This is a genomic window from Streptomyces caniscabiei (assembly GCF_014930365.1).
Classification (GTDB): Bacteria; Actinomycetota; Actinomycetes; order Streptomycetales; family Streptomycetaceae; genus Streptomyces; species Streptomyces caniscabiei.
This window is the reverse complement of the sequence record NZ_JABXWI010000001.1, coordinates 272,589-293,853: the sequence shown is the minus strand read 5'-3', so window position 1 is coordinate 293,853 and position 21,265 is coordinate 272,589. Positions and strand designations below refer to the sequence as shown.

The following is a 21,265-nucleotide window of genomic DNA, read 5'->3' as shown; positions in this document are numbered from 1 at the left end:
AGTGTCAGGGACACGCCGGGAACCCGCCTGGCCGTCCAGAACCGCACTGGGCCCACAATGCGCTGGGCGCGTCCGCCGTACACGCGGCGTTCCCGGCACCCCTGGACCCGACGGACCGGCGAAGGACGACAGTTGACCGACCACAACGGGCACCCGCAGCCGCCGCAGCCCGACCCGCGCACCTGGGGCGCTCCCCAGCAGCCCCCGCCGGTCCAGCAGGCACCTGTTCCCGCCCCCGCCGCCGCCGTTCCGATGCCTCAGGTCTTCCCCGCAGACCGTGCCTGGGTCGACGGCTACGAGCCCGGCAACCCCTGGCAGGCGCGGCTGTGCGTCGAGACGCCGTACGGCACCTTCGCCTATCCCCTGACCCCCAACACGATTCCCGAACTGCTGGAGCCGATCGTCCTGGTGGCTCAGGAACAGCAGGGCCTGCCGGTCGGGTTCGACGCCGAGCCCGAACCCGACGCCGAGCCCGGTACGGCACCGGCGAACGCCGAGGACGGCGACGAGGACGAGCAGGGCCAGACCGGCAATCTCCACGGGGGCCGCGCCGCGCGGCTGACCGGCTGGGCCCTCGTCCACGACCTGTGGGAACGCGAGGATCCGACGGCGCGGATCGTGATGGGCGCGATCGTCGTGGTGCTGTTGCTGCTCGGTATCGTCCTGTCCTGATCGCCCAACCCGCAGGAGTGGAACGATGACCGCCACCCAAGTCGACTCGGAAGAGCCGGAGTTCTACTTCGCGGACGTCTACGTCTTCGTCTCCGACTACCTCGCCCAGATGGTGCGCCGCCGGGTCAACGGCTCGTCGGCGACCTGGTGCCCCAAGTGGTGGGAGCACCCCGAGGCCGGCGCACGGCTCTCCGCCCTCTGGCTGGCCTGGGAACACCTGCGCCAGGACCCGGCGCTCGGCATGTCGACGTGGTGGCTGCATCACGCGGACCCTCATCTGCGGGTGCTGATGGACGCCGACTCGGGCCCGTTCGCGGCTTGTTCGCCCAAGGACGGGCACACCGCGTACCCGTTCGATCCCCTGCCGGTGGATCCGCGGCCGGAGTGACGCCCCCGGGCTTTCCCCGCGTTCGCCTCCCTTTCCCGACCCATTCCCCGCCGGGAAAAGCCGAGCCTCTCCCGCCCCCACCTCCCCCTACCGTGTCCCGGTCAGCGCCCGACCGCCGTACCGGCACAGCACGAGGGAGACGCGGGAACCGTGGAGTTGCCTGCCGAGAACAAGCGCACGGCACTACTGGCTCTGGCGGCGCTCGGCGCTCTGCTGGCCGCCGCGCTGACGGTCTTCATCGTCTTCGACGGGGACGACGAGGACCCGGCCGGCCAGAACGCGGCATCCGCGGCGCCGTCTGCGGGGAAGTCGGGATCCGGCGGCGGGGACGCGGACTCCGGCTCGGACGAGCCGGGCGACGCCGACGCGACCCCCATCGTTGCGCTCGCCGAGGTGGACGAGGCCCACACGGTCATGGCGAAGTACATGGCCGGCATCAACACCTACGACTACAACAGCAACGCCGTCACCTGGGTTCCCCCGCTGCTCGAACTCACCACCGACGACACCCGGATGAAGCAGCTGACCATATTGCCCTCCGGTAAGACGTGGGCCCTCTGCGAGGCGGAGCAGTGCGAGTCCAAGGGCACGGCCGTCGTCGTACGTGACGCGGTGATCGCCGACGATCTGGTGCGCGGCAGCGGTCGTACGATCTCCAGCCTGGTCAAGGCGACCTCCACGGTCACCGCGGGCGGCAAGTCGACCACGGAGTCCAACGAATGGCTCGTGACCGTCCAGGAGGACCGGGGCAGGTGGGTGGTGTCCGGGTTCGACATCTTCGGCCTCGGGGACGTCGGCGCCTCCGAAGAATCGGGGGAGTGAGCCTGCCATGGTGGCACCTGCCGTACTGGCGGCCGCGGCGAAGGCCGCGAAGGTAGCCAAGACCGCCAAGGCAGCCGGTCAGTTGGCCGCCGGTGCCCGTGGATCGAAGGGCGGCGGAGGGGGCGGCGGGGGCAAGAAGAAGAACACCTTCAAGTGGTGGATCTTCCTCGGCGGCGGCGGAGGCCTCGCCATCGCGGGCATCTGTCTCGCCCTGCTCCTCATAGGCAGCATGATCGGCGGCGTCGGCAACGGTGCCACGAATGCCGCCTGCGGGGACTACGCCGACAACGCCGAAGCCGGTAACACCGGAGACGCCGCGGCCACCAACCCGGTCATGCCGGCGGGCAAGATGTACATGCCGAGCGAGACGGCGCGCAACGAGATACCGCCGAAGATGATCCTCGCCTCGATGCGGGCCGCGGCCCGCTACGACGGTCTCGACTGGACGCTCATCGCCGGGCAGATGTACCAGGAGACCAAGTACGGCCAGGACCCCTCGGCCGCGCCGGGCGGTGCCAACTCCCTCGGTTACATGGGCATTCTGCAGTTCGGCAAGCCGGCCTGGACGGACTACGGCGACGACGGCAACGGCGACAAAAAAGAGGACCTGTACAACATCGACGACGCGGCCTACGCCGCGGCCAACTTCCTGCACGCGAAGAAGGCGGAGACCCAGCCCTTCAAGGCGCTGCAGATCTACTCCGGTTCGGTCGCCTCCAACAGCATCTACCCTCGCGTGGTCCTCACCCAGGCCGCCCGGTACCGCGGTGCGCTCACCGGCGACAAGGACCTCATCAAGCGCTGGTACGTCCATCTGAAGGAGACCATCGAGAAGAACCCCGACTTCCCCACCCTGGGCAAGCAGTCGGACATCCCGGAGCCGGTCGGCAACGACGCCCAGCCGGACAAGGCCCTCAGCGTCGCCGCCACCTCGCCCCGGTCCTGGTCGACCCCGCCGCTGAAGGGCGAGACCGAGGACGTCGTCTCCGCCATGGCGCCGGTCGCGTACACGGTCACGAGCGGCACGCGCACCACGAACGTCACGCCGGTCTCCTTCCCCGGTGCCAAGCCGCCGCCCACCGCCGGCAAGGACTGGCAGTGGCCCATGAAGCGGGGCACCTACACGATCGGCACGCCGTACCACAAGAGCGGCGGCATGTGGAGCCTCGGCTACCACACCGGCCTCGACCTGGTGGCCACCAGCGGAACCCCGATCTACGCCCCGGCGGACGGCAAGGTCGTGGCCGCCGGCCCCGGCGGTTCGTACGGCAACATGACGAAGCTGCGGCACGCGGGCGGCGTCATCACGCTCTACGCCCACCAGACCTCGTTCAACGTGTCCGTCGGCGACTCCGTCAAGCGCGGACAGCAGATAGGCACGGTCGGCGCGACCGGCAATGTCACCGGCCCCCACCTGCACTGGGAGGTCCTCGTCCCGGGCGTCGACAACCCGTTCGTCGGTGGCCAGGACCAGGGTCCCGGCATGGTCGACCCCGAGGAGTGGCTGGCGGGCCGGGTCACCGCCAAACCGGACTACGGCACGGTTCCCGGCTCGGACTCCGACGACAAGTCCCGCGACGCCGAGTACGCCGACTGCGCGAAGGGCGGCAGCGGCACGGCTGTCGCCCCCGACGGCGCCGGCGTCTCCGGTGTCCTCCCCGACTCCGACGACCCCGTGATCCGCGCGGTCCTCGGCTGGGCGCAGCGCGGCATCGGCGTCCCGTACGTCTTCGGCGCGGCGCGGCTGCAGGGACAGAACCCCACCAGCTTCGACTGCTCCAGCTTCACACAGTGGGCCTACTACATGGCCAGCGGCGGGAAGATCGACATCGGTGGGACCACCTATGTGCAGGAGCCCCGCCTGGAGAAGTACGAGGTGTCGCTCTCCGAGGCGCAGCCCGGGGACCTGATCTTCTTCCGGCCGGAGGGCGACAACCTGTCCGGGCACGTGGGCATCGTCTGGGACCCCAAGAGCAAGAAGATCATCCACGCGCCGCGCCCCGGCAAGAACGTCTCCTTCAGCACCTGGGACGTCCAGGACAAGATCACGGGCGTCTACCGCGTACCGATCCCCGCCGGCACGAACCCGGTCGAGGGCGACGGCCACGCCGAGGCATAGGGCTCGTGGCGGCCTTTGATTCCGCCCCGGGTCTCCCCATCACCGTACGGAGCAAGGAAGTTGATGAAGATACGCACGGGTCTGGTCGCCGGAACCGTTCTGACCCTCGGCCTTCTCACCGCCTGTGGCGGGGACGGCGACCCCCAGGACACGGACGCGACCGGCGGGGCGAAGCCCAAGGCATCCCCCTCCGCCACGAAGGGAACGGGCCCCGCCTACGAGGGCGACGAACTGCCCGGCCTGTCCGCGGAACCGGCGTGGAGTCTGAAGGCCCCCGGCCTCAAGGGCTGCGCCGACGACCCGGCCAAGGCCGCCGCGACCGAGGTCGTCAACTTCGACGCGCAGACCTGTGTGCTGGGGGACGCCGTCGTCCTGACCGAGGACCTGTCGGAGCACGCCGAGGGTGAGGCGACGGACAGCCGCTTCCGGGCCCGCCTCTACGACCCCGCCACCGGCGAGGTGCGCCGGACCGTCGACGTCACGGTCCCGGCCGAGTGGCAGGGCGATCGCGACCTTTCCCTGGACCAGTTCATGCAGGTCTCCGAGTGGAAGGACGGCTCCCCGGCCCTGCTGGTCGTCTCCGGTGATGTGGTCGAGGGCGACGGTCTGAAGAAGGCGTCGATCACCACGACGTACACCATGTACGCGCCGTCCGGGAAGGAGCTGGGCAGCTCCACCCTCAGCGGTGAGGACGGTTCCCGGCTGACCGTCGAGGCGGGCCATCTGCTCACGAAGGAGGAGTACAAGAAGGACACGTACACCCCCATCGGCGGCGGCACCCCCGTCGAGGTCCGTGACCGGGGCCTCGAACAGGCACCGCTGGGTGCCGGGTTCGGCTACCGCGTCGTCTCGACCTGGTCCGTGATCGACGGCAGCGGCAGCCGGCTGTCCGTCAGCGACCGCCTCACCGGCAAGGAGCTGTGGAACCTCCGGGACGTCGACCGCCCGGCCGCCCTCGCCGACGTCGAGGACCTCGGCGACCTGGAGGCCCGTCTCCTGCCGCTCACCGACGACAAGGGCATCCTCGCCTGGGAGCAGCCGGGCGACGACGCGGACGACGAGATCCTGACCGTCGTCGATCTCGGGACCGGCCGGCTGATCGCCGAAGGGCCTGAGCAGGACCTCGACGAGCTCTCCCGTGGCTGGGGCAGCACCGTCCTGTCTCCGGACGGCGGCACCGTGGTCACCCAGTTCGGCGGCGGTGCGGTCGCCTGGAACACGGAGACGGGCGCCGAGCTGTGGCGGCAGGAGGCGGACGAGCACACCATCACGCCCCTGGGGCTCACCGCCGGGGGCGTCCTCTACGCCTCCGTCGACACCATGGGGATCACCGCGCTGGAGCTGAAGACCAAGAAGGTCCTGGCCTCCGACCTCGTCGAGTACCAGGGTGTCCCACTGACCGGGAACGTCGAGCCCCTCCAGTTCACCACGGACGGTTATGCGGTGCTGGCGGCAGCGGACCTCTTCGTCTTCGCCCCGGAAGAGAAGCAGTAGACGCGGAACGCGCAGGGGCGATCGCAGTCCTCGCCCCCCACCCCCAGAAAGGACGGACCCGCGGGTGACCGCAGAACAGCAGAAGAAGCCCCGCGCCGAGGACGACTGGACGATCGAGATCGTCATCGTGGTCGCGATCGTGCTCCTGGGGGTCGTCGGGGCATGGCTCGCGGCGAAGATCGGCGCCCCTTTCGCGGACGCGCCGGCCCCGGCCTCCAACCCGCTGACGTTCCTCGTCGCCATGGTCAAGGGCGACTACAGCTGGCCGGGGTCCCCGGCCAGCGCCGTGGCCGCCGGTGAGGCGGTGCTGCTCGGCATCCTGGGCACCGCCGCGTACCGGGTCGTCCAGCGGTTCAAGAAGAAGCCCAAGGTGGACGGTGCGGCGCAACACCTCGCCAAGGGCGAGGAGTTGGGCAAGCTCACCATGAAGGGCGCGGCCGCCGTCGCCGAACGGCTCGGCGTGAAGGCGAAGACCCCCGGTGTCTTCATCGGACGCTCCGTCAAGGGCCGCCAGCCGCTGTTCGGTTCGTACGAGGACATGCACGTCGACATCTGGGGGCCGAGGACCGGTAAGACGACCCGCCGGGCCGTGCCCGCCATCCTCGACGGGCCCGGCGCGGTCCTCGTCACCTCCAACAAGCGCGACATCGTGGACTCCACCCGGGGCCCCCGTGCCGCACGAGGCCCCGTCTGGGTTTTCGACCCGCAGCAGGTCGCCGCCGAGACGCCGAGCTGGTGGTGGAACCCGCTGTCGTACGTCACCGACGTGGCCAAGGCGCGCAAGATGGCCGACCACTTCGCCAGCGGCTCACGCGACGCCAACGCCTCCACGGACGCCTTCTTCGACCCGGCGGGTCAGGACCTGCTCGCCAACCTCCTCCTCGCCGCCGCCTGCGGCAAGATGCCGATCACGCAGATCTACACCTGGCTGTCCAACCCCAAGGACGACACCCCGGAGCGGATCCTGCGCGGCTCGGGCCACACCATGGCCGCCGACGGCCTGAACGGTGTCCTCACCGCCCCCGACAAGCAGCGCAGCGGCATCTACGGCGTCGCCCAGCAGATGGCGTCCTGCCTGATCAACCCCGAGGTCAACCGCTGGGTGACCCCGCCGGCCGACCCGAACGCCCCCGAGTTCGACCCGCACACGTTCGTCCGCACCGCCGGCACCCTGTACTCCCTCTCCCGCGAGGGCCGCGACTCCGCCGGACCGCTCGTCACCGCGCTCACCGTCGCCGTCGTCGAGGCGGCCGAGGAGTACGCCACCACCCAGCGCGGCGGCCGCCTCCCGCTGCCCCTCGTCGGCGTCCTCGACGAGGCCGCCAACGTCTGCCGCTGGCGCACCCTGCCCGACCTGTACTCCCACTACGGCTCGCGCGGCATCATCCTCATGACCATCCTCCAGTCCTGGGCCCAGGGCATCGAGGTGTGGGGCGAGCGCGGCATGGAGAAGCTGTGGTCGGCCGCGAACATCCGCGTCTACGGCGGCGGTGTCTCCGACACCCGCTTCCTGGGCGACCTCAGCGAACTGGCCGGCGAGTACGACCAGCGCGAGTACCAGGCGAGCCGCGAGTCCGAGTTCGGCGGCTGGAGCGGCAACCGCACGGTCAGCGAGTCCGTCAGCCGGCAACGCGTCCTCGGTGTCTCCGACCTGGGCGCCATGCCCCCGGGCCGCGCCCTCGTCCTCGCCTCCGGCACCAAGCCGGTCCTCGTCGAGACGATCCCTTGGTGGGAGGGGCCGTACGCCGGCGAGGTCCAGGAGTCGCTGCGCAAGTACGACCCCGGGGCGCGTTGATGGGGGAGGTCGTGGGCATCGCCTTGGGCGGTGCGCTCGCGCTGACCGTTCCGAACCGGCCCGACCTCATCAGGGACCCGGTCATCACCTGGCTCCAGCGCGCCCGTACGGTGCTGGGGCTGCTGGCCGGCGTCTGGCTGGTCATGGCCTATCCGCTGCGGAAGGGGCGTGAGGAGTTCGTCCTGGACAAGCTGGGGAACCTGGCGCTGGGCTGCGCCATCATGCTGGGCGCCGGGGCCGTCGGAGTCACGGTCTTCATCCTCGCGGCACGCCCACCGCTGGGAGGTCTCTACACGCGGCGCCTGGTCGGGCCGTTGACCGTGATAGGGCTCATCGTCGGCGGGATCGGCCTGTGCTGGCTCGCGGTCCTGGGGCTGCGCGGCGACATCGTCTCCAGCGCCGACATCGGCCGGTTCGATCTCACGCTCGGGCTCTTCGGTGAGCTGGCCGGCAGGGCGATCACCGGCCTGGTCATGATGGCGTTGCTGGTCGTGGGCGCCATCGCCTGTGTCATCGTCCTGCTCCTCTCGCTCTTCACCACGCTGCTGGTCACGTTCATGGCGCTGAACTCCTGCTTCCGCACCGCCGACGTCCACGAACTGCTCCCCGCCCTCCTCTCACCCCTCCTGGTCTGGTCCCTCTTCGCCCTCAGCTACTCCGACACCCCCGACGTGGCCGCCCCGCCCGCCGTGATCTACTCCTTCCTCCTCGGCGGCCCCCTCACCGTGACCGCCCTGTCCGTGTGGGAGGTACGGCGTCTGCGCATCCGTCACGGGGTGACGCTGCGGACCGCCCTCGGCCGCTGAACCGTTTGCCGTGGGGTGGCGTCTCACCAGGCGAAACGCGTACGTAGCCGGTTGGGGAGGCACTCATGGCCATGGTCGGACTGTTCTGGATCGCCGAGGACGGCGGCGTGTACGTCGGGGCGCAGCCGGAGGGGTTCGGGCCCGGGGTGCGGCTGACGCGGGACTGGGTGGAAGGGCTGGGGACCGGGCAGAGCGCGGTGTGGGGCTGGTCGGAGATCCGGTCGGCCACCGTGCGGTACGTACGGATCCGGTCCAGCGCCCGGCTGCTCGCCACCACGGCGGTCGACCTCGTGACCAACGCCGTCGCGGGTGGCGGGGAGGCCGCGGCCGCGTTCGAGGTGCACCTGGAGACCGTCGACCGGACCGTCGAGCTCAACGCGCAGTCGGCCGCGGCCCTCGGCGGTTATGTGCAGTCCGAGTACGACCTCTCCGTCGCCCTGCTGGACCGCCTCGTGGCGGGCACGGCGGACGTCGAGACCCTCGCGCGCTGGGGCCGCGCCCACGCCGCCGAGGGCACGCCGCGACGTGAGCAGCGGGAGGCCCTGCTGCGGGAGTGGGCGGCGACCGGGGACTGAGCCGGGGACCGGGCCGCCGCCCTCGACTCCCGGCCTCCTTCCTCGTCGGCCTCCCGGGAACCCCGTCGCCCTCGTCCGCCGTCCCCCACAATGACCACTGGACACCGGGACACCGGAGGGACGCATGACCGCACGGGACACCCCACAGGACACTCCACAGAACCCCGCTCCACGGAACACCGCACGCGGCAAAGGCATTTCGGTCAGCCACGACCTGGAGCCGCACGACTGGTCGAACGAGGAGACCGCGGCGTACGAGGCGGCGATCGAGGCCGTGAACGGCGCGGTCGGCGCGTACAGCGCGAGGATCGCGGCCGAGGAGGCCAAGGACGTGCCCGACCCCGCCGTCATCGAGGCCGCGCGCGCCGCGCAGGGGCGGCTGGCCAAGGAGCGGGAGCGGCTGCGGTCGGCCGACCGGGAGCAGATCGCCGAGGCCCGCTCGCGCTACGCCCGGCTGGCCCGCGAGGTCATGGCGGACCTCACGTGACCGACCCGGCCTCTCCACAGCAGCCCGGCGCGTCGTCACCCCGGCCCGGTCCACCCGGTCCACCCGGTCCACCCGCGCGCGTGATCGACCCCGCCGAGGTCGAGCGGCACCGGCTGTCCGACGCGGAGAACCGGCGGATCTTCCGTGAGCGGATCGTCCCCGACCTCCTCGCGGGCCGCGTCGGGCAGGAGACGCCCACCGTGGTCTTCCTGGTCGGCCAGCCCGGCGCGGGCAAGAGCAGGGTCACCGAGATGGTCGCCGGCGCCCTGAACCGGCACGGCGGCTTCGCGGACGTCGACAGCGACCTCTACAAGCCGTACCACCCCGCGTACGCCCGGCTCATGGCCGAGGACGACACCCTGATGGCCGCCTACACCCGCGCCGACGGGCGCGCCTGGATGGCCCAGGCCGAGGCGTACGTCCGCGAGCACGGGCTGCACGCGATCATCCAGGAGACCTCGCAGAACGCGGCGGCCGTGGAGGAGAAGATGCGGGCCTACCGCGACTCCGGCGCCCGTGTCGAGGCCCTCTTCATGGGGGTGCCGCAGGCGATGAGCAACCAGGGCATCGTCAACCGGTACTTCGAGCAGCTCGCCGACCGGGGCCAGGGGCGGCTGACCGTGCAGTCCAACGCGGACGAGTCCTACGCCGGCATCCTCCAACTCGCCGACCGCGTCGACCGGGGTGCCCTCGCCGACCTCGCGAGCGTCTACCGCCGGGGCGAGAGCAAGCCCCGCTACAGCAACTCCCTCGACGGCACGGGCACCTGGGCCGGCCCGCCGGAGCTGCGCCGGGCCCTCGCCACGGAACGGGAGCGTCCCTGGACGGCGGCCGAGAGCGACTCCTTCGTCAGTACGCAGCTGCGCCTGCGCGAGAGCGCCCGTGCCCTGGGCCCCGAGTGGCCGGATCGGCTCACTCGCATCGAGGACCAGGCCCGCCCTCTGCTGACCCCGACGGCCGCCGGGCAGCTGCCCTCCACGGCACCGACGGCACCCTCCACTGCACCTCCGACGCCGCCCCGGCCGCCCCAGCCGACGGCCACCTCTCCCACTGCCTCTCCCAGCACGTCAGCCTCACCCTCACCCTCACCCTCGGCAGCGGCCGCGCGCTCCCGCAGTACGCCACGCTCCGGCGGTCCCGCCACCCCGGGACAGGCCCAGCCCCCGGGACAGGGACACCGCCCCGCCTCCGGTCGTGTGGTGTCGCCGTCGCAGGGGCCGCCCGGCCCCGACCCCAACCGGCGCGGCAGATAGCGCAGGCAGCGCGGGCAGCGGCGGGGTACCGGACAGCGCGCCCGGTCGAGCGGTGTGGCAGCAGCGGCAGCCGCCCGGTCGACCGGCCGCCCGCCCCTCGCCCACCGTCTCTCCGTGAGGTCCGCCACCCTCCCCCTCGACGCACCCCACCCCGTCGCCGGGCGAAGCGGACCGCCGGGGCGCACGCCGGGTCGTGATCCCCGTCGCAGTGGATCTCCGACCACCCCCACCCCACCCCCCGGCACCCACCGCCCTGACCTGCCGCCCTCCACGGCGACCCCCGGACCGGCCCCCGCGCACCCCTTCCGCCCGCAACACCGGGACGTACGGAGGGCATTGGAGATCAAGGGCGTCGGGCGGGAATCGTCGGCCCGGATCGGGTGAAGGGCGCGCGGCGACACGGAGGGCCCCTTGCTTTACCCTCTTCACACCGAGACCACACCAGGCTGTTGTCATCTCGTTAAGTGATTGGTCCTTGACGCTGAGGTGATCACCGCGTTGGCTTTCAGCCACCTGGGTCGCAGTGCTGCGCGCCCACGCCCGGAAGGCCCTTGATGTGAACGCCCGTACCACCAGCACCACCCCCAGCACCCGTATACGTCGTCGCACCACTGTTCTGCGCCGTACCGCCACCGCCCTCGTCGCCTCGGCGGCGGCCGTCTCCATCGCCTCCTGCGGGGTCTCGGACATCGGCGACAGCGCGGAGGCGAGCCCCACGAAGGGCGACGACATCACGGTGGGTGTGCTGTTCCCCGACAAGGACACCAAGCGGTACGAGCAGTTCGACTACCCCAACATCAAGAAGAAGATCGCCGAGCTCACCGACAACAAGGGCGTGACCAAGTACGCCAACGCGGAGAAGGACCCGGAGACCCAGAACAGCCAGATCGAGCAGATGGTCGCGGACAAGGTCGACATCCTCATCGTCGACGCCGTGGACTCCAAGGCCGTCGCGCCCGCCGTGCAGAAGGCGGACGACGCGGGCATCCCCGTGATCGCGTACGACCGGCTGGCCGAGGGCCCGATCGACGGCTATGTCTCCTTCGACAACGAACTCGTCGGGCAGGTGCAGGGACGCTCGCTGGTCGAGGACCTCGGTGACAGCGCCGCCAACAAGATCGTCATGATGAACGGGTCGCCCTCGGACCCGAACGCCGCCATGTTCAAGGAGGGCGCGCTCTCCGAGCTCCAGGACAAGGTGACGATCTCCGAGACGTTCGACACCAAGGACTGGGACCCGAAGGTCGCCAAGGTCAACATGGAGCAGGCGGTCGCCAAGCTCGGTGCCGACAACATCGACGCGGTCTACGCGGCCAACGACGGCATCGCCGGCGCCGTGATCGACGTGCTGAAGACCGCCGGCGTCGCCAAGGTGCCGCCGGTCACCGGGCAGGACGCCGACCTGGACGCGGTGCAGCGGATCCTCTCGGGCGACCAGTACATGACCGTGTACAAGTCGTTCCCGACGCAGGCGAGCGCCGCCGCCGAGATGGCCGTCGCCAAGGTCCAGGGCCGCTCCATCGAGTTCGACGCCCTCGCCAAGGACAGCGTCGACTCCCCGACCACCAAGAAGATCCCGGCCCAGCTGGTGCCCCCGGTCGCCCTCACCAAGAACAACATCGCGGACACGGTCATCGCCGACGGCATCTACACCGTCAAGCAGATCTGCACCGCCGAGTTCAAGTCCGACTGCGACGCGGTCAACCTGAAGTAACACCCGAGCCCTCCGGGGCTCCCCCTCCACGCCCACGGCCCGGCAGGGCCGCCGCACGGCCCCGGTGCCGGCGGTGGCCCTGCCGGGCCGTACCGCTGTGCCGGGCGGCCGATCCCCATGGTCTAGGGTTACGCCTTGTCATGTCGTGATCACGGGGGACGACTGTCGCATGCCTCAGAGCAACGGGTACATCCGCATGCCGCGTGAGCACACCGCCGCCGCATGCCGCGCCGCGACGGCGCCTGCCACGACGGCGCCTGCCACGGCGGTGTCCGCCGTCGTGCGGCTCAGCGGCAGGGCACCCACGCCCGCGCCGGTCTTCTGAGCCCCACCCCGCCCCGCCCCCGCTCACGTTCCGCTCTCCCGGATCCCCAGAGGACCTCCCTTGCGCACCCATGCACCCACCCGCCGCCGTACGTCTGCCGTCCTGGCCGCGTCCGCCTGCGCCCTGCTGCTCACCCTCACCGTCTCCGCCTGCGGTGACGACGACGAGATGCTTCCCATGGCCAAGGACGCGACGGCGGTCGCGGGCTTCCTGGACGAGCACGTCGGGTGTGAGGACATCGACTACTACGTGGGTGACGATCTGCAGGAATTCCGCGCCGAGGTCAGCTATGCCGTCGACAGCGCGGGCGAGTGCGACGTCAGCGAGAACACCGACATGGACTTCGTGCACTTCGGCAGCTTGGGCGACTTCCAGAAGGACGTGGTGAACTCCGAGATCGCGAATGACGCCGGCCTCATGGTCGGCATGAACTTCGCCGTCGACGCCGACGACGACAAGACCGCCAAAACCCTCCTCGACGCGGGCCTGGTCTACCTCGTCTGCGATCCGGGCGTCGAGATACCCAGCACCTACCGACAGGACAAGGGCGAGGCCGGCTGCGTCCTGACCGACTACGCCCGGGAGGAGCCGGAGGAGGAGTACTGAGCCCCCTCACGCCACCCGCGTGAACTCGATCGTCACCTCCGGAGGGCCTCCCGCCACGCCTCGGTAGATGCCCTTGTGGGGGGTCACGTCGTCGTAGTCGCGGCCTCGGCCGACGATGACGTGGGACTCGTCGGCGGGGACGCGGTTGGTGGGGTCGTAGCCGGTCCAGTCGCCCGCCCAGTACTCGACCCAGGCGTGGCTCTGGCCGGCGACGGGGCGGTGGAGTTCGGCCTCGCGTTCCGGGTGGAGGTAGCCGGAGACATAGCGGGCGGGCAGGCCGAGGGAGCGGAGCATGCCGAGGGTGAGGTGGGCGATGTCCTGGCAGACACCGGCCCCCTGCTCCCACGCCTCCGCCGCGCTGGTGTGCACACCGGTCGCGCCCGGCACGTACGCGACACGGTCGGCGACCAGGGCCGAGACCGCCACCGCCGTCCCGTGCGCGGAGAGCCCCTCCGACGCCTCCCGGGCCCGGTCCAACAGATCCTGCGGCAGCGTCGTACGGCCCGTCGCCGTCAGGTACTCCAGGAGGCGGGAGTCGGCGCTCGCCCGGCGGATCTCCGCCCGGTCCGGCGCGTCCGGCAGCGGCTCGGGCGGGCTCGTCTCCACCAGGCTGGTCGCGGTGATCGTCAGATCGGAGTGCGGCTCGATGAGGTCGAAGCCGGTGACCTGGGTGCCCCAGTAGTCCCAGTACGACCAGGTGGGCGTGGAGGGGTTGACCAGGACCCGGGCGTCCAGCGTGGTCTGGCCCGGCAGCGTCAGCGGCGTCATGCGGACCTCGTTGTGGGAGGAGGCTGCGGGCTGGGCGTACGCGACGCGGGTCGTGTGCCGGATGCGCAGACGCCGGGTCGCCCGAGGAGCCGTCGCGGCTGTCGCGGCCGTTGCGGGCAGGTTCATCGTGCTCACGCGCCTTCCTGGGCCCATTCGACGGGCCCCTGGTACGGGAAGAACTTCTCGGCGACCGCCTCCGCCGAGGCCATGCACGCCTGCTGGAGGTCGCGCAGCAGCGCCGGCAGCCCGGCCTCCAGCGACTCGGAGTCGAGGTATTCGAGGTGGGTGCGCAGGGCGCCGATCGGACGCCGGGCCGGGTCCTGGCGGGGCCGGCCCAGCGCCGCCAGGCACTCCTCCGCCGTGGTGAGGGCGTGCAGCGCCGAGCGCGGGAAGTCGCGGTCCAGGAGCAGGAACTCCGCCACCTTGGGGCTGTCGCCGAAGCCGCCGTGCACCCGCGCGTACGCCTCGTCGGCGCCGCTCGCGCTCAGCAGGGTCGGCCAGTCCGGCGCGTGCGCCGCGTCCAGCACCCGTACCGACAGCAGCCGCACCGTCATGTCCACCCGCTCCAGGCTGCGGCCCAGCACCACGAAACGCCAGCTGTCGTCCCGGCTCATCGTGGAGTCCGCGAGCCCGAAGAAGAGGGCCGCGCGACGCCGTACCAGCTCCAGATACGCGTACGGGCCGCCCGTGCGGCGCGCGGCCGTGCGCTGGTCGGCGAGCGCGTGCCAGGTGGAGTTCAGGCACTCCCACATCTCCGACGACACCGCCTCGCGGGCGCTGCGGGCGTTCAGCCGGGCCGCCCCGAGCGCGCCCTCGATCGATCCCGTCGAGCGGGCGTCGAAGGCCAGCCGGTCCAGCACCTGCTGCATGTCGCAGTGCCGGTCGGGCGCGTCGACGCCGAGGATCGCGTAGAGCGAGCGGCAGGCGGCGTCCTCGTCGCGCCAGGGGTCCTCCAGGAGGCGGTGGAGGTAGGCGTCGAGGATGCGGCCGGTCGCGTCGGCCCGTTCCACGTACCGTCCCGTCCAGGTCAGGGCCTCGGCTATCCGGGAGAGGATCACGTCGTTCACTGCTGCTGCGCTCCTTCCTGGACGACCGCGCGGGTGCCGTCGGGTCCGAGCTGGCGCGGCGCCTTCTGCGGGAGCGGGCCGCCGGGCTCCTCGGGGCGCTGCTCGGCGGGGCCCTCGGCGAGCACCCAGGTGTCCTTGGAGCCGCCGCCCTGGCTGGAGTTGACGATGAGGTTGCCCTCCTGGAGGGCGACACGGGTCAGCCCGCCGGGCAGGACCCAGACATCGCTGCCGTCGTTGACGGCGAAGGGCCGCAGGTCGATGTGGCGCGGGGCCATCCGCTCGCCGGCGAGGGTGGGGGAGGTGGACAGGGCGACCGGCCGCTGCGCGATCCAGCCGCGCGGATCGGCGGCCACGGCCTGCCGGGTGCGTTCCAGTGTCTCCCGGTCCGCCTTCGGCCCGATGACGATGCCCTGCCCGCCGGCCCCGTCGACCGGCTTGATCACCAGCTGGTCGAGCTGGTCGAGGACCGCCTCCAACTGGCCGGGCTCGTCCGGCCGGAAGGACTCCACGTTCGGGAGAATCGGTTCCTCGGAGAGGTAGTAGCGGATGAGGTCGGGGACGTAGGTGTAGAGGAGCTTGTCGTCCGCGATGCCGTTGCCGACCGCGTTCGCCAGCGTCACGTTGCCCGCCATCGCGGCGCTCATGATGCCGGGGCAGCCGATCACCGAGTCGGGCCGGAAGTGGAGGGGATCGAGGAAGTCGTCGTCGAGCCGCCGGTATACGACATGGACCGGCATCTCCCCGCGCGTCGTCCGCATCCACACCCGGTTGGCCCGGCAGACCAGGTCGTGTCCCTCGACCAGCTGTACGCCCATCAGCCGGGCCAGCAGGGCGTGTTCGAAGTAGGCGGCGTTGCTGGGGCCGGGGGTGAGGACGACGACGCGCGGATCGCCGATCCCGGCGGGCGCGGCGGCCCGCAGCGCGGCCAGCAGCCGCTGCGCGTAGCCGTCGACGGGCACCACGTGCTGCTCGGCGAAGAGGGACGGGAACACCCGGGTCATCGCCCGCCGGTTCTCGATGACGTACGACACCCCGGACGGCACCCGGACGTTGTCCTCCAGCACCCGGAAGTCGCCCGCCTCGTCCCGTACGAGGTCGATGCCGGCGACATGGATACGGACCCCTCCCGGGGGCTCCACGCCGTGCGCGGCCCGGTGGAAATGGGGGGAGTTGAGGAGCAGCCGCCACGGCACCACCCCGTCCTCGAAGGCCCGGCAGGGCCCGTAGGCGTCGGCGAGGTACGCCTCCAGCGCCCGTACGCGCTGGGCGACTCCGCGCTGGATCAGGTCCCACTCCAGGGCGTCCAGGATGCGCGGCACCAGATCCAGCGGCCAGGGTCTCTCCTCGCCTGCGAAGGCGTACGTCACGCCCCGGTCGGTGAACGCGCGGGCCATCTGGTCCGCCCTGAACCGCAGTTCGGCCGGCTCGATCGGCTGGAGCGCCGCGAGCACCGGCTCATAGGCGGCCCTGACCTCACCCGGCCGCTCGAACATCTCGTCCCACGCGTCGGCCAACGCGTACGCGTCAAATATGTCCGCCATGGCCCGACGGTAAGCGCGCTCCGTAACACCCTGATCACCGGCGCGTTTCCGGCATCTTGCGGGAACGGCCACGACCTGCGGAAACGGAGGGTTTGAAGTACGGCGGGGCGGGGGACGCGGGGTGCGACCGCGCGCCGAAGCGGTCACCGGAGTCTGCGCGCGCCGCCCTGCCGTTCGCCTGGCGCGCGGGGCGCTTCCGACGTCGACTTCAGCTTGTTGCAGAGCGCACTGCCTGAGGGGTGGAGAAACGCGGGCGCAACCGCTGCTATGGGGGCATAACCATGGCGCAGCCGTGTTGCGGAGCCGGTGCGGGCCGCGCATAGTTGCGCTGCGAGAGGGCTGGAACCGGGGGTGAATTGGGTGATGGCCGGGCACGCGACCGAGGAGCATCCGCACGGTGCCGACCGGCTCTGCGCGGCCGGGGACCGCGTGTACTCCCGAGCCGTACGACGTGGCCGGATCCCGCGCGCGGACGCCGACACCGTGCCCTGTCTGCTCGAACTCGCCCTGCTGCACCCCGACCCCGACGACATGGGCTGGCTGGTGCCCACCGCGCCGCAGGAGGTCATGACCCGGCTGCTGCGCAGCGTCCACGCCGAGGTCAGCGCCAGCCAGGCCCGGATGGGCGCGGCGGTGGACGCCGTGGAGTGGTACGCGGGCCTCGGAGGCGCCCGGGCCCGGCAGGCGGCGGAGAGCACGGCGATCCGGGTGCTCGACGGGCTGTCCCGGATCCGGGCGGCGATCGACGAGGCCACCGACCGCTGTACGACCGAGGTGCTGACCGTGCAGCCCGGCGGCATCCGGCGCGAGGACGAGCTGCGCGAGGGGCTGCACCGGGCGCTGGCGATGTGCCGGCGGGGTGTGCGGATGCGGGACCTGTACACGCATGTGGCCCGGCACGGGCAGGGCCTGCACAACTACATGGAGCTGATGGGGGAGTCGGCGGAGGCCCGCACCCTGGACGAGGTCGTGGAACGCCTCATCGTCTTCGACCGCACGGTCGCCTTCATCCCCGCGAACCCCGACCGCACCATGGCCCTGGAGATCCGCCACCCCGCGCTGGTGGAGTACCTGGTCACGGTCTTCGAACGCCTCTGGCGCCTCGGGGTCCCGCTCGCCACATCCCTCCCGTCGACCGGCGTCGCCGGCATCACCCACCGGGAGCGGTCCATCGCGGCGCTGCTGGCGGAGGGCCACCAGGACGCGGTGGTCGCCGAGCGGCTCGGCATCAGCGTCCGCACCTGCCGGGCCCATATCGCCCGCCTCTCCGAACGCCTCGGCGCGGCCAGCCGTACGCAGTTGGGCGTCCGCATCGCCGAGGCCGGCCTCGACGGCCCGCCCCGCTCCTCCCCGGCCGACCTTGCGTCCCTGCCGCCCCCAACCCCCGCGACTCCTACGGCCTCCACCGCCCCAACTACCCCTACTGCCTCTACCGCCTCTACGGCTCCTGCTCCAGAATCCCCGACCGTCCGATGAGATAGCCCAGCTGAGCCCGGCTCTCACTCCCGAGCTGCGCGGCGAGTTTGGCGATGTGGAGGCGGGCGGTGCGGACGTTGAGGCCGAGCCGGTCGGCGATGGACGTGTCGGTGTGGCCCTGCACCAGGAGGCGGGCGATGGCGCGTTGGCGTGGGGTGATGCCGTCGATCACGGGCAGCTGGACGGTCTCGGGGTACATGGGTGTGGCCAGGTGCCAGAGGCGGTCGAAGGTGGTGGCGCAGAAGGCGATCAGCGCGGGATGACGGATCTCCAGAGCCATGGTCAGGTCGCTGCTGGCGGGGATGAAGGCCACCGAACGATCGATGAGGATGAGGCGGTCGGTGACCTCGTCGAGCGTGCGGGCCTCGACGTCGCCCCGTAATTGTTCGTAGCGGGCCATGGCCATGGGGGCGTGGCGGAGCGTGTGCGGGTAGAGGGTGCGGATACGCGCACCCCGGTCCAGCAGGGACTGGTCACGCTCGAAGGCGACGGCGTGCGGGGCGGGTTGCCCGTGGTAGTTGGTGTGCGGCTGGATGCAGAGGAGTTCCTGCGTGGCTCCTGCCATGGCCTCGGTGATGGCGGTGTTGATCCGCTCCTTGCCGCTGAGCACGGTGATCGCAGGGGGGCTGCCATCCGCCGGGGCGGTCCGGCGCTCCGCGATCCGCAGCAGCGGCTCGAAGGCTGTCGCCAACCGCTCCTCACGGCGCCGTTCCTCGGTAACCCTGTCCTCGATGTCGCGCAGCAGTCTGTGCAGGGCGGTCGCCGGGGCCGCCGGCTCCAGCCAGGACGGGTCCTCCATCGCCGGGTGCAGCAGTCCGGCCTGGACCAGACAGGGTGCCGCTGTCGCCTCCTCGCCGCGCACCCGGCCGTCCCGCAGGGCTCGTGCGTACAACTCAAGGCCGGCTGCGCACAGTTCGTCGACCCGATGCCCGTGGACCTCGCTGGTCACCCGTACTCGCCTCCCTCGCCCGTCAGTGGCTCTCCCCCTGCTCCAGGATCCCCGACTGCGCGATCAGATAGCCGAGTTGGGCCCTGCTGCCGCTGCCCAGCGCGGTCGCCAGTTTGGCTATGTGGGCGCGGCAGGTGCGGACGTTCATGCCCAGGCGGCGCGCTATGGCCTCGTCCACGTGGCCTTCGACGAGGAGCTTGGCGATGGAGTGCTGGATGTCCGTGATGCCGTCGGGGGCCGTCTCGTACGGGGCGCCGGCGGTCAGGGGGACGGCGCGGCCCCACATGAACTCGAAGACCTTGACCAGGTAGCGCACGAGGCCCGGATGTCTGAGTTCCAGGGCGACCTGCTGGTCGTCGCGGGTGGGGATGAAGGCCACGGTGTCGTCGCAGATGATGAGGCGCTCGACCAACTCGTCGATGGTGCGGTACTCCACCTTGCCGTCGGACAGCCGCGCCACGTAGGCCAGCTTCTCCGGGTTGTGCCGGGCCGTGTGTTGATACAGCGTGCGGATCCGCACACCACGTTCGATCAACGGTCTGTCACGTTCGAGACCCTGGAGCAGGTTGCGCTCCGATATGCGGTTGCTCGGCTGGACCGTCAGCACCTCGATCTGGCACTCGGCGGTGGCCAGGTTCAGAGCCGTCTGGATCTGCTCGCCGCCTTCCAGCACTCTGATCGCGTGCGTCGGGGCCGACACCTGGGCGCTGAGTGCCATGAAGGGTTCGAAGGCGTCGCTGAGCTCGATCGACCGGCGCCGCTGTTCGGCGATCTCGCGCTCTATCGGGTTGAGCCGCTGGGCCAGTGCGACCGATGGGGGAACGGGACGGAGCCAGCCTGCGTCATCAGGGTCGGGATGGAGCAGGGGGAACTCCATGAGGCAGGGGGCGGACTCCACCTCCTCGCGTGCGATGCGTCCCGTCCGCAGTGCGTGTGCGTAGAGACGTGCTCCCTCGTCGCACAGATCAGCCACCGTGTGGGGATGTATCGCTTCAACCCGATTTTCCACCAAATCTCCACCCCCCAGGGTCCTGAACATGCAGGAACATGATGCATCGATTATGTGGCCATGACGTGCCCGAATGAGCCATCGTCGTACTCGACGGGGGAAGAGGGACCTTCAAGTGAGGACGAAGCCGACTATGCGCAAGAGAATGCTTCGCTCGGTGCTTGTCGCCGCCTTCTCCACCGTTGCCGTGTTCGGAGCGCTGAGCGGTCTCTCCGATGCGAAGGGTGACGCTCGCGCGGACACCAGTTGGCCGGCGGTGGTGGAGTCGACGACACTGGCGCGGGCCGCTGACACGTCTTGGCCGGTGCCCCCGGCTGACGACGGAGCAGGGAGCTGATGTGACCACTCCGCCCGACGACCGTTCCTTCCGGCGCGAGATGGCCACCGCCTATCGCTCCGGCTGGCACTTCATCGACCTGGCCACCGCCATCCCCCACAGCGGTGACTCGTTGATGGTGACCGTGTTCGGCGAACCGGTGGTGGTGACCCGGGACGAGGACGAGGACATCCGGGCGTACCGGTGTCTGCGGCGACCGCGCGGCGCGCCGCAGCCAGTACGGTGTGCCGTTCGGTACGGGATGGTCTTCGTCAATCTCGACCAGCGCGACCACCGGCTCGCCGAGCCGGAGACCCAGGCCTCCACGGCCGTCTCAGCCACCCCCCGCAGTGCCTGAAGCGATTCCCCCGTCGTTTCAAATCGCTCAGGCGCTTCCCCCCAGCAGCGGCGTCACCGTGACCTGAACACGGTGACGCCGCTGCAGGTTTACGGCGACATTTCGGGATGCCGCCCGGTATAGGGGGCCGCCTCGCCCGTCCGCTCATCTGTCCGAAAAATGGTCAACCGGAAGCGAGCGGTCACCATCGGCACGCGGCAGCCCCTGGTGGCTCGCGTGGCCCAGTCGGTCGCCCCGTCGGTCACCCCGTCGGTCACCCCGTCGGTCGCCCCGTCGGTCACCCCGTCATCCCCGCCCCAGCGCCCGGGTCAGCTCGATCTCGATCACCACGCGTTCCGGATTGGGCCGGGGCTCCCTGCCGTACCGCTCCGCGTACCGCCGCTCGGCGTCCGCGACGCGCTCGCGGTCCTCGTACACCTGGGCGAGCCCCTCCAGCGTGGCCCAGCGCCCGCCGTCCAGCTGGCACACCGCGACCCGGGCCCCTTCGGCCCCCGCGGCGCGCACATGCCGCGCCTTCGCGCTCCCCGTACGGGTGATCACCCGAGCGAGTCGGGCCTCGGGCTCGTATGTCACACCGACGGGCACCACATGGGGGCTCCCATCGGCGCGGAGGGTGGTCAGCGTGCAGAGGTGCCGCTCCTGCCAGAAGGCGAGGTAGGCGGCGTCCGGGTCATCCAGATCCACTCGATAGATGCTCACGGCCTGGAATGTAGCGGCCGACCCGG

The 21,265-nt window shown here is 71.1% G+C and carries 21 protein-coding genes; 15 read left to right on the top strand and 6 right to left on the bottom strand.

Going from position 1 to position 21,265, the window contains the following annotated elements:
* Positions 1–132 precede the first annotated feature (132 nt).
* The 13 genes from HW837_RS01605 to HW837_RS01545 all read left to right on the top strand — a co-directional run bounded on the left by HW837_RS01605 (position 133) and on the right by HW837_RS01545 (position 13,056).
* Complete coding sequence (locus tag HW837_RS01605) at positions 133–672, top strand: hypothetical protein (protein ID WP_093792156.1); 540 nt, start codon at positions 133–135, stop codon at positions 670–672.
* Positions 673–697: 25 nt separating this feature from the next.
* Positions 698–1,060, top strand: coding sequence for a DUF4913 domain-containing protein (locus tag HW837_RS01600; RefSeq protein WP_093792154.1), 363 nt, complete (start codon positions 698–700; stop codon positions 1,058–1,060).
* A gap of 150 nt (positions 1,061–1,210) precedes the next feature.
* Positions 1,211–1,882, top strand: coding sequence for a hypothetical protein (locus tag HW837_RS01595; protein ID WP_193379490.1), 672 nt, complete (start codon positions 1,211–1,213; stop codon positions 1,880–1,882).
* A gap of 7 nt (positions 1,883–1,889) precedes the next feature.
* On the top strand, positions 1,890–4,001 hold the full coding sequence (locus tag HW837_RS01590) for a peptidoglycan DD-metalloendopeptidase family protein (RefSeq protein ID WP_193379491.1): 2,112 nt from the start codon (positions 1,890–1,892) through the stop codon (positions 3,999–4,001).
* A gap of 63 nt (positions 4,002–4,064) precedes the next feature.
* On the top strand, positions 4,065–5,495 hold the full coding sequence (locus tag HW837_RS01585) for an outer membrane protein assembly factor BamB family protein (RefSeq protein WP_237269809.1): 1,431 nt from the start codon (positions 4,065–4,067) through the stop codon (positions 5,493–5,495).
* 64 nt (positions 5,496–5,559) lie between these two features.
* Complete coding sequence (locus HW837_RS01580) at positions 5,560–7,290, top strand: type IV secretory system conjugative DNA transfer family protein (protein WP_193379492.1); 1,731 nt, start codon at positions 5,560–5,562, stop codon at positions 7,288–7,290.
* An 11-nt stretch (positions 7,291–7,301) separates the two neighbouring features.
* On the top strand, positions 7,302–8,096 hold the full coding sequence (locus HW837_RS01575; protein WP_193379493.1) for a hypothetical protein: 795 nt from the start codon (positions 7,302–7,304) through the stop codon (positions 8,094–8,096).
* A gap of 65 nt (positions 8,097–8,161) precedes the next feature.
* Entirely contained in the window at positions 8,162–8,671 is a 510-nt protein-coding gene (locus HW837_RS01570) for a hypothetical protein (RefSeq protein ID WP_045558198.1), read from the top strand.
* A gap of 124 nt (positions 8,672–8,795) precedes the next feature.
* Entirely contained in the window at positions 8,796–9,158 is a 363-nt protein-coding gene (locus HW837_RS01565) for a hypothetical protein (RefSeq protein WP_045558197.1), read from the top strand.
* A gap of 80 nt (positions 9,159–9,238) precedes the next feature.
* On the top strand, positions 9,239–10,411 hold the full coding sequence (locus HW837_RS01560; RefSeq protein WP_256255244.1) for a zeta toxin family protein: 1,173 nt from the start codon (positions 9,239–9,241) through the stop codon (positions 10,409–10,411).
* A 556-nt stretch (positions 10,412–10,967) separates the two neighbouring features.
* The gene (locus HW837_RS01555) at positions 10,968–12,125 is read left to right on the top strand and encodes a sugar ABC transporter substrate-binding protein (protein WP_313895525.1); all 1,158 of its coding nucleotides are present in this window, start codon (positions 10,968–10,970) and stop codon (positions 12,123–12,125) included.
* Between the two features lie 169 nt (positions 12,126–12,294).
* Positions 12,295–12,450, top strand: a complete 156-nt coding sequence (locus HW837_RS01550) for a hypothetical protein (RefSeq protein WP_193379495.1) — start codon at positions 12,295–12,297, stop codon at positions 12,448–12,450.
* 60 nt (positions 12,451–12,510) lie between these two features.
* Positions 12,511–13,056 carry a hypothetical protein gene (locus HW837_RS01545; protein WP_093792144.1) on the top strand — a complete coding sequence of 182 codons (546 nt, stop codon included), beginning with the start codon at positions 12,511–12,513 and terminating at the stop codon, positions 13,054–13,056.
* Positions 13,057–13,062: 6 nt separating this feature from the next.
* Here the strand turns inward: HW837_RS01545 and HW837_RS01540 are convergent, their stop codons facing one another.
* Genes HW837_RS01540 through HW837_RS01530 form a run of 3 tightly spaced genes read right to left on the bottom strand, consistent with a single transcriptional unit; the run spans position 13,063 to position 16,432 of the window.
* Positions 13,063–13,950 carry a transglutaminase family protein gene (locus tag HW837_RS01540; protein WP_093792188.1) on the bottom strand — a complete coding sequence of 296 codons (888 nt, stop codon included), beginning with the start codon at positions 13,948–13,950 and terminating at the stop codon, positions 13,063–13,065.
* 5 nt (positions 13,951–13,955) lie between these two features.
* A complete protein-coding gene (locus HW837_RS01535; protein WP_045558194.1) occupies positions 13,956–14,891 on the bottom strand; it encodes an alpha-E domain-containing protein in 936 nt (311 codons plus the stop codon).
* Complete coding sequence (locus HW837_RS01530) at positions 14,888–16,432, bottom strand: circularly permuted type 2 ATP-grasp protein (RefSeq protein ID WP_193379496.1); 1,545 nt, start codon at positions 16,430–16,432, stop codon at positions 14,888–14,890. The genes HW837_RS01535 and HW837_RS01530 overlap by 4 nt, the downstream gene beginning before the upstream one ends.
* A 363-nt stretch (positions 16,433–16,795) precedes the next feature.
* Between HW837_RS01530 and HW837_RS01525 the strand changes: the two genes are divergently transcribed.
* The gene (locus HW837_RS01525; RefSeq protein WP_237269807.1) at positions 16,796–17,908 is read left to right on the top strand and encodes a helix-turn-helix transcriptional regulator; all 1,113 of its coding nucleotides are present in this window, start codon (positions 16,796–16,798) and stop codon (positions 17,906–17,908) included.
* On the opposite strand, the gene HW837_RS01520 is transcribed toward HW837_RS01525, so the two are convergent.
* On the bottom strand, positions 17,871–18,857 hold the full coding sequence (locus tag HW837_RS01520; protein ID WP_045558191.1) for a helix-turn-helix transcriptional regulator: 987 nt from the start codon (positions 18,855–18,857) through the stop codon (positions 17,871–17,873). The two genes, HW837_RS01525 and HW837_RS01520, sit on opposite strands and share 38 nt — an antisense overlap.
* A 22-nt stretch (positions 18,858–18,879) precedes the next feature.
* Entirely contained in the window at positions 18,880–19,896 is a 1,017-nt protein-coding gene (locus HW837_RS01515; RefSeq protein WP_078853475.1) for a helix-turn-helix domain-containing protein, read from the bottom strand.
* A 308-nt stretch (positions 19,897–20,204) separates the two neighbouring features.
* On the opposite strand from HW837_RS01515, the gene HW837_RS01510 reads away from it, so the two are divergent.
* The gene (locus HW837_RS01510; RefSeq protein ID WP_033524521.1) at positions 20,205–20,540 is read left to right on the top strand and encodes a Rieske (2Fe-2S) protein; all 336 of its coding nucleotides are present in this window, start codon (positions 20,205–20,207) and stop codon (positions 20,538–20,540) included.
* Between the two features lie 285 nt (positions 20,541–20,825).
* Here the strand turns inward: HW837_RS01510 and HW837_RS01505 are convergent, their stop codons facing one another.
* Positions 20,826–21,239, bottom strand: coding sequence for a pyridoxamine 5'-phosphate oxidase family protein (locus HW837_RS01505; RefSeq protein WP_045558290.1), 414 nt, complete (start codon positions 21,237–21,239; stop codon positions 20,826–20,828).
* Positions 21,240–21,265: the final 26 nt, after the last annotated feature.

Coding starts and splice junctions, on each gene's coding strand:
- HW837_RS01530 (WP_193379496.1), bottom strand. CDS start 16,432: ATGGCGGACATATTTGACGCGTACGCGTTGGCCGACGCGTGGGACGAG.
- HW837_RS01565 (WP_045558197.1), top strand. CDS start 8,796: ATGACCGCACGGGACACCCCACAGGACACTCCACAGAACCCCGCTCCA.
- HW837_RS01540 (WP_093792188.1), bottom strand. CDS start 13,950: ATGAACCTGCCCGCAACGGCCGCGACAGCCGCGACGGCTCCTCGGGCG.
- HW837_RS01550 (WP_193379495.1), top strand. CDS start 12,295: ATGCCTCAGAGCAACGGGTACATCCGCATGCCGCGTGAGCACACCGCC.
- HW837_RS01525 (WP_237269807.1), top strand. CDS start 16,796: ATGGCCGGGCACGCGACCGAGGAGCATCCGCACGGTGCCGACCGGCTC.
- HW837_RS01570 (WP_045558198.1), top strand. CDS start 8,162: ATGGCCATGGTCGGACTGTTCTGGATCGCCGAGGACGGCGGCGTGTAC.
- HW837_RS01585 (WP_237269809.1), top strand. CDS start 4,065: ATGAAGATACGCACGGGTCTGGTCGCCGGAACCGTTCTGACCCTCGGC.
- HW837_RS01515 (WP_078853475.1), bottom strand. CDS start 19,896: ATGTTCAGGACCCTGGGGGGTGGAGATTTGGTGGAAAATCGGGTTGAA.
- HW837_RS01600 (WP_093792154.1), top strand. CDS start 698: ATGACCGCCACCCAAGTCGACTCGGAAGAGCCGGAGTTCTACTTCGCG.
- HW837_RS01590 (WP_193379491.1), top strand. CDS start 1,890: ATGGTGGCACCTGCCGTACTGGCGGCCGCGGCGAAGGCCGCGAAGGTA.